A 6,392-nucleotide genomic window follows, 5' to 3' on the forward strand; every position below is an offset into this window, starting at 1 on the left:
GAGCACCTGGCGGCACCGACCCCGCGCGGTCGTTCCGCTGGGCGATCTGCTGGGTCGGCGTGCTCGGTACCGGCGGGTTCGCCTGGGTCGGTGCACCCGGCTTGGGCAGGTTCGCCTGGGTCGGCGTGTCCCCGCCGGGCAGGTTCGCCTGCGCGGTGTCCGGCTTGGACAGGTTCGCGCTGATGGTGCGCTGCAGGTGCCGGTGCACGCTGTTGAACTCCTGGCGCAGCCCCAGGACTTGCCTGCTGAGCGCGTCGCCCTGCGACAGGGTGTCGGTCTCGACGGCTCGGAGCAGCACGCCGAGGTGACCGTGCAGGCGCTGGTGCACGTCGACGAACCGGACGATCTGCTGCTGCGTCTCCAGCGGCGGCGACGTGCGCGCAACCGCCTTGACCATGGTCTCTTGCCAGCGCTGAGCGGTCTGGCGGTAGTGCCGGTCGGCGGCCACCCGGTAGTGCGGCGCGACCTGGCCGTCCATCGCGGTGCGGATCAGCTCCTGGCTGCTGTCCACGAGCTCGCGGGCGCTGGTGGTGATCGCGTACGCCCACTCCCACTGCTCGGTCTGCGTGCTGGTCCTGCGCTCCTCCCGAGCTTCCTCCAGCTGGCTCTGCGCCAGCTTGACCTGCTCCCAGGCCCGCTCCGACTGCGCGCGAGCGTTCTGGGCCGCCTTCGTGGCCTTCTCCGCTTGGCCCTCGGCGGCGGTCACCAGGCGGCGCATCGCTTCCGCCTGCTTCCCGGCCTCGCGGGCCTCGCGGCGGGCCAGCACCAACTGCCACCCGGCGACCCCGACGGCCACGATCGCCAGCCCGGCAGCGACCCAGGTGACCACGTGCTCCCAACTCATGCGCCAAACGCTGACACAGCGGACTGATCCGCTGACCCGGCTGAGGACAATCTCACGTTGCGATTCGGCATCTGCTCGTGCATTCGATCACCGCCGCGGCCGATCGAGGCCGGGTAGGCCGATCCGGGCGCGCGGTCGTCGGAGTCCGCTTTCCGCTCACGCCTCCGCTTCTGGCGCCAGGCGGACGGCGATGGAGTTGATGCAGTAGCGCTGGTCGGTGGGGGTGGCGTAGCCCTCGCCCTCGAACACGTGGCCCAGGTGGCCGTGGCAGGAGGCGCACAGGACCTCGACGCGGACCATGCCGAGGGAGCGGTCCTCGCGCAGGATCACCGCGTCGCTGTCGGCCGGGTCGTAGAACGACGGCCAGCCGCAGTGCGACTCGAACTTGGTCTGGCTGCGGAACAGCTCCGCTCCGCAGCCGCGGCACTCGTAGATGCCGGTGGTCTTGGTGTCGACGTACTCGCCCTGCCAGGCCGGTTCGGTGGCGGCCTGGCGCAGCACGGCGTACTCGTTCGGGCTGAGCTGCTCCCGCCACTCGGCGTCGGTCTTGGTCACCTTCGGCGTCCCTGCATCCATGCGTCCACGCTAATCCGACTCAAGATCAACTGCACAGTCGCGGGATCAGATCGAGTCGAACACCACCGCCGGCGGTTCAGCCGGTGAAGGTGCCGATGACGTAGGCCAGGGCGTTCCAGACCGCGTAGAGGACGCCCAGGAGGATCAGCGCGACCACGGCGACGGCCACGAGGCGGCGGTGGCCGCCGGTGCGGTTGACGCTCTGGGCGAAGTCGTCCACGCCGCGCAGCATGCCCTCGACGGTGGCGTCGGCGTTCGGCCGGCGCATCCGGTCGCGGTGCGCTGCGAAGGCCTGGACCTCGGGATCCTCCGGGTCGAGCCCGTCGAGGTCGTCGCTGAGATGAGCGGTCTGGTCGTCCGGTTCGCCGCGCTCCACGGCGCCACCGTATCGCCTCGCCGCCGCGCTGCGGACGATCTGCCGATTACCGCGTTGGTGGGTAACCTCCAGCCCGATCCACTTAGGACAGGAGGCGACGATGACCGCGCAGCCACCGGACCTGTTCCGCCCGGAGCTGGACGTCACGCCGCCCGAGCGGCAGCGGCGCTGGACCGTCCTGCTGCGAATCCTGCTGCTGATCCCGCACTTCATCGTGCTGTGGTTCGTCTCGATCGCGGCCGGGGTGGTGGCGATCATCGGCTGGTTCGCCGCGCTGTTCCTGGGGCGCCTGCCGGACTGGATCTCCGGGTTCCTGACCCTCTTCGTCGGCTACCAAGCGCGCGTGGCGGCGTCCCAGCTGCTGCTCGTCGACCGGTACCCGCCGTTCCTGGTGGAGCAGGCGGACTACCCGGTCCGGATCGAGGTCCGGCCGGGGGAGCTGAACCGGCTGGCGGTGTTCTTCCGGCTCGTCCTGGTGATCCCGGCGGCGGTGGTCAGCGCCGTCGTCGGCCACGGCTGGGCCGTGCTGGCGTTCTTCATCTGGCTGATCGTGCTGGTCCTCGGCCGCACCCCGCGCCCGGTGTTCGACGCCACCGCGGCGGTGCTGCGCTGGGCATTCCGCACGAACGCCTACTTCTACCTGCTCACCGGCGCCTACCCGCGCAAGCTCTTCGGCGAGGCGAAGGCCGAGGAGAACCCGCCGCGCCAGTCGCCCGGCACGCGCCCGCTGGTGATGTCCAAGGGCGGCAGGGTGCTGCTGATCGCCTTCATCGTCCTGGGTGTGCTCGGCCTGCTCGCCGACGGTGCCGCGCAGTCGACCTACCAGCAGCAGTACATGTACGAGCAGGAGTACCAGTGGGCGTTCTAGCGCCTCAGACGACGGCTTCCGTCCAGCGCTCCAGGATCTCCTCGACGGTCTGCTCCGGTGTCTGGTCGGAGGTGTCCAGCCACAGGCCGAGTCGTGGTGTGCGCTCGTGCAGCACCTCGTTGAGCTCGGCGATCTGGAAGGTGCCGTAGGCGGCCTTGCCGCGACCCGCTTCGCGCTCGGCGATCGCCTCGACGTCCGGGGCGAGCACGACCACCAGCAGCGGACGGCTGCGGACCTGTTCGACCAGCTCGGTCAGGTGCTCGCCGAGCACGACGTCCTGCGCGACGACGGTGAAACCCGCGGTGAAGTAGGCGTCCGCGGTCTGCGCGGTCAGCCGGTGCCGCAGCCGCAGCTGGCGCAGCGCCTCGTCGGACGGCGTCGCCGCCATCTCCTCGCGGCCGCCGACCACCATGCGGCGGAACGTGTCGCCGCGCAGGTGCACCGAGCGGGGCAGGCGTTCGGCGATGCCTTGCGCGATCGTCGACTTCCCGGCGGCCTGGATGCCGGTGATCAGCAGGATGGCGCGGTCGAGCATGGGGCTCCTCCGGTCGAAGGAGCTGATCATTTCACCCGCATGCCGGATTCGCCGGGAGCGTTCTCGACACCCGCTACTGATTGCAATGGATTGATGGGTCCCGAGCAGCTCGAAGGAGCAAGCCGGTTCGCTCGGGCAGCGGTGTCGGCGTTGCTCCGTTGGCGTGCACCATCGCACGTGCTGTGTTCCCCACGAAGCGGGAGGCCAACATGGTCCGCACCGAAGTCGAGCGCGCTCCGCAAGCCAAGGGCGGTTGCAGCTGCTGCGGTAGCTGCAGCGGTCCGTCCTGTGGCTGCTGCTCCAGCTGCGGCTGAGCGGCGCAGGTCTGCCCGGGGTGTTTGCGGGATCACTCCGGGCAGGCCATGCCGTCCGTCGGGACGGCGCCCTGCAGCAGGAACTTGCTGACGGCGTCGGTGGCGCACTGGGAACGGCCGATCGCACCGTGCCCGGCGCCCTGCCAGCGCACCAGCACACCGGTCGGCAGCTGCTCGGCCAGGTGCTCGCTGCCGGACTCCAGCACCACCGGGTCGTTCGCCGTGCTGATCACCGGGATCGGCGGCAGGTCGGGGCGGCGCGGAGCGGGCAGCGGTTGCTGCGGGACCGGCCACGACCCGCACCACACCAGCCGCTGAGCCGCGGCACCGCCGAAGAGCGGGAACCTGCTCACCAAGTCCGTCGCGAGCTCGCCGGCGCGCTGCGGTGGCACCCGCAGCGTCGTGTCGTTGCAGCTGGTGATCAGCTCGCCGTCCAGCCACGGCGGGTTGGCGCCCTGCGCGGTGACCAGCGGCGCGCTGATCTTCGCCAGCCCAGCGCCATCACCGCGGTTCGCCGCGGCCAACGCGTCGGCCAGCTCGGGCCAGCCCTTGCGGTCCGCCAGACCCAGCAGGATCGCTTGCACCACGCGGCCGCTGCCGACGGAGGCCCCCGGAGCCGCCAGCGGGTCCTTGCGGGTGCGCTCGACGAGATCGCTGACGGCCTTGCGCGGCTCTGGGCCCAGCGGGCAGCCACGGCTGGCGCAGTCCGCCGCGAACACGTCGAAGACCTTCTCCGCGCTCTGCGCCTGGAGCTCCGCCTGCCCGATGGCGTCGCGGGTCGGGTCCGGTGCACCGTCCAGCACCAGCCGGCCCACCGAGGTCGGGAACCGCTCGGCGTAGGTGGTCAGCAGCCGGGACGCTTCGCCGCGGCCGATCGCGTGCAGCTTCGGCACGCCCAGGTCCAGGCGGAGCTCTTCGAGGTCGGAGGCGGCCCGCCAGGTGTCGTAGGCCTGCAGCCGCTCGTCCAGGTCGAGCAGGCACTCCTGGCTGGCGCGCAGCACCGAGTCCAGCAGCCGGTCCAGGTCGGTACGGTCGGTGGCGCGCGCGTCGAACCCGACGATGTCCTCGCGCTGCGGCTGCGGCACGCAGTCGGCCGGATCGGACTCGCCGGTGCCGCGCCGGTCCATGCCGATGATGTCGAAGGTGTTCAGCAGCTGCGGCAGCTGCGCGGCCATCCGCGCGGCGAAGGTGGTGCCGGGCTCGCCACCGATGTCACCGACCACCACCAGCGGCACCCGCTCACCGGAACCGATGCGGATCAGCGCGTTGCGCGCGGTGCCGCGCTCCGGGGCCTCCGGCGAGTCGAGCGTGCTCAGCAGTTGCGAGCACTCGGCCGTCAGGCCGGGAGGCAGCGCGCCGCCCAGCTCATCGCGGGTCTGGGCGGTGCAGTCCGACCAGTTCAGCATGTCGTCGGCGGGGCCGCCGAGCCCCGGGACGGGCGCCGGTTTCGGCGGCTGCGGAGCGGGCGCCACCTGCTGGTCGCCGTCCTGGAAGGCGACCGCCGGGCGGTCCGACGGGCCGGCGGAGCACGCCGCGAGGACCACCAGCAGCAACGGCAGCAGCACGGCCCCGGCACGATGAGTGGTGCGCGGCACGGGTACTCCTCGTCGGCGAAGCGCGGTGGCTGAACCCGGTCAGCATCGCATGATCGAGGTGAGGCGCCGGTGAGGGCCCTGACATTTCGGTGGGCTGCCCGACGGCGCCGGGTTAACGTGCGGCGGTAGGCGAACTCGGACTTGCGAAGGGGCATCGTGCACGTCGCGCAGACCATCTCGGGCGCATCGTCGAGCCGGCGACCGTCGTTCAGCTTGGGACATGCCTCGGCACGAGCGCTCGGCGCGATCCCGCCGCCGATGCTGGTGCTGGTGGGCGTGGTCAGCCTCCAGGTCGGCGCGGCCTTCGCCAAGCAGCTGTTCGGCATGGCGGGCGCGTCCGGTGTGGTGGCGCTGCGGCTGTCGTTCGCCGCGCTGATCCTGCTGGCGGTCTGGCGCCCGTCGCTGCGCATGGACCGCAAGACGCTGCTGGTGGTGGCCGGTTACGGCTCCGTGCTGGCGGGCATGAACGTCTGCATCTACCAGGCGTTCGAACGGATCCCGCTGGGTGCGGCGGTGACCATCGAGTTCCTCGGTCCGCTCGCCGTGGCGGTGATCGGCTCGCGCCGCAAGCTGGACGTCGTGTGGGCGGTCCTGGCCGGGCTGGGCGTGTTCTTGCTGTCTCGGGTCGAGGGCGGGCTGGACCCGGTCGGCGTGGCCTTCGCGCTCATGGCGGGTGCCCTGTGGGCCGGCTACATCCTGGTCGGCGCCAAGCTCGGCAGCCGGACCACCGGCGGCTCCGGCCTCGCCCTGGGCATGGCGTTCGGCGCGCTGGTGGCGGCCCCGTTCGGCATCGCCGAGGCGGGAACGTCGCTGCTGCACCCGGCCGTGCTGGTCGCGGGTCTGATGGTCGCCCTGATGTCCTCGGTGATCCCGTACTCGCTCGAACTCGAGGCGCTCCGCCGGATGCCCCCGCGCGTCTTCGGCGTCCTGATGAGCCTCGAACCCGCGGTAGCGGCCCTGGCGGGCCTCCTGGTCCTGGGAGAACTCCTCGGCGCCTGGCAGTGGGTGGCGATCGCCTGCGTCGTCGCAGCCTCGGTCGGCTCGGTCAGCACGACCAAGAACGAACCCAAGGACACCGGCGCCAACTGACCCGCCAACCGCCCGCGTCCCACCACGTGGACCACAGTTTCAATGGAAACTGTGATCCGCCGTGCCTGGGTTCCGCAGTTTCAATTGAAACTGTGGTTCCCCGGCGTGTCGGGACCCGACATGCCGACGGGTTCGCGCACTTCACCGGCGCCCCGCCCCGCCTCCCCGACCCGCCGGACGACCTCCTGCAGCGCC

Annotated in this window: 7 protein-coding genes; 2 read left to right on the forward strand and 5 right to left on the reverse strand. The window is 71.4% G+C overall.

What is annotated here, in order from left to right:
- The 3 genes from ABTZ89_RS33900 to ABTZ89_RS33910 form a co-directional block, all read right to left on the reverse strand.
- On the reverse strand, positions 1 to 844 hold an 844-nt coding region (locus tag ABTZ89_RS33900; protein WP_351052522.1), incomplete at its 3' end, for a hypothetical protein.
- A gap of 156 nt (positions 845 to 1,000) precedes the next feature.
- The gene (gene msrB, locus ABTZ89_RS33905) at positions 1,001 to 1,420 is read right to left on the reverse strand and encodes a peptide-methionine (R)-S-oxide reductase MsrB (RefSeq protein WP_351052524.1); all 420 of its coding nucleotides are present in this window, start codon (positions 1,418 to 1,420) and stop codon (positions 1,001 to 1,003) included.
- A gap of 76 nt (positions 1,421 to 1,496) precedes the next feature.
- Positions 1,497 to 1,796 (reverse strand): hypothetical protein, encoded by a 300-nt coding sequence (locus tag ABTZ89_RS33910; RefSeq protein WP_351052527.1) that lies wholly within the window; start codon positions 1,794 to 1,796, stop codon positions 1,497 to 1,499.
- A gap of 100 nt (positions 1,797 to 1,896) precedes the next feature.
- Between ABTZ89_RS33910 and ABTZ89_RS33915 the strand changes: the two genes are divergently transcribed.
- Positions 1,897 to 2,664 (forward strand): DUF4389 domain-containing protein, encoded by a 768-nt coding sequence (locus tag ABTZ89_RS33915; protein ID WP_351052530.1) that lies wholly within the window; start codon positions 1,897 to 1,899, stop codon positions 2,662 to 2,664.
- A gap of 4 nt (positions 2,665 to 2,668) precedes the next feature.
- On the opposite strand, the gene ABTZ89_RS33920 is transcribed toward ABTZ89_RS33915, so the two are convergent.
- Complete coding sequence (locus ABTZ89_RS33920; RefSeq protein ID WP_351052532.1) at positions 2,669 to 3,199, reverse strand: AAA family ATPase; 531 nt, start codon at positions 3,197 to 3,199, stop codon at positions 2,669 to 2,671.
- Positions 3,200 to 3,545: 346 nt separating this feature from the next.
- On the reverse strand, positions 3,546 to 5,108 hold the full coding sequence (locus ABTZ89_RS33925) for an alpha/beta hydrolase (protein ID WP_270947947.1): 1,563 nt from the start codon (positions 5,106 to 5,108) through the stop codon (positions 3,546 to 3,548).
- 156 nt (positions 5,109 to 5,264) lie between these two features.
- Here ABTZ89_RS33925 and ABTZ89_RS33930 point away from each other — a divergent pair, with 156 nt between their 5' ends.
- Entirely contained in the window at positions 5,265 to 6,197 is a 933-nt protein-coding gene (locus ABTZ89_RS33930; protein ID WP_502949638.1) for an EamA family transporter, read from the forward strand.
- Positions 6,198 to 6,392: the final 195 nt, after the last annotated feature.

This window comes from Saccharopolyspora sp. NPDC002686 (genome assembly GCF_040295745.1).
GTDB classification, from domain to species: domain Bacteria; phylum Actinomycetota; class Actinomycetes; order Mycobacteriales; family Pseudonocardiaceae; genus Saccharopolyspora; species Saccharopolyspora oryzae.

What these genes read in the sequence shown, in the direction of transcription:
- msrB (WP_351052524.1), bottom strand. Translation starts at nt 1,420, where the DNA reads ATGGATGCAGGGACGCCGAAGGTGACCAAGACCGACGCCGAGTGGCGG.
- ABTZ89_RS33915 (WP_351052530.1), top strand. Translation starts at nt 1,897, where the DNA reads ATGACCGCGCAGCCACCGGACCTGTTCCGCCCGGAGCTGGACGTCACG.
- ABTZ89_RS33920 (WP_351052532.1), bottom strand. Translation starts at nt 3,199, where the DNA reads ATGCTCGACCGCGCCATCCTGCTGATCACCGGCATCCAGGCCGCCGGG.